The organism is uncultured Tenacibaculum sp. (genome assembly GCF_947499065.1).
Classification (GTDB): Bacteria; Bacteroidota; Bacteroidia; order Flavobacteriales; family Flavobacteriaceae; genus Polaribacter.
The window spans coordinates 1-550 of sequence record NZ_CANMMT010000031.1 but is presented as its reverse complement, the minus strand read 5'-3'; the positions used below and the strand labels follow the sequence as shown (position 1 = coordinate 550).

The 550-nt window shown below is 28.2% G+C and carries 1 protein-coding gene; it reads right to left on the bottom strand.

The genetic code is table 11. The features are described 5' to 3' along the window. On the bottom strand, positions 1 to 363 hold a 363-nt coding region (locus Q0958_RS18860), incomplete at its 3' end, for a transposase (RefSeq protein WP_299126117.1). Positions 364 to 550: the final 187 nt, after the last annotated feature.

The following is a 550-nucleotide window of genomic DNA, read 5'->3' as shown; positions in this document are numbered from 1 at the left end:
CTGATATTTAGTTATTGTCGCATTCTTTCTACCTGCTCTTTTAAACATCCATAACAACCATTCTTTTCTACTCTCTTGTGGATTTTCTTCTATTGACGCCATTATCTTTTTTGATGTATACTTCTTAAAATCTCTTAATAAACCTGATGGATCATTATTTGTTGATCGAAATATAAAATGTAAATGACTTGGCATAAAACAGTAACAATAAAGTTCCATGCCTTTTTTTGTTCTACAATAATTTACACTATCTACTAAAATATCTAAATATATTTGTCTTACAAACACATCTATCCAGTATACAGTGGCAAAACTTACAAAATACAATCCTTCTTTATTATAGAATTTATAATTCCTACTCATAGCATTTTACAATTTTTCTTCTAAAATAAAAAAACTACCCTAATTTATATTAAGGTAGTTCTAGTAATATATATAATAAATTACCTACTCTTGCATGCCACTAGTCAGAGACTAGCGGGAGCGGGGGCTTGTAAAATCAGTAGCTAGAATTTTTACTAACTACTGACTTTTATTCATTTATAATCTT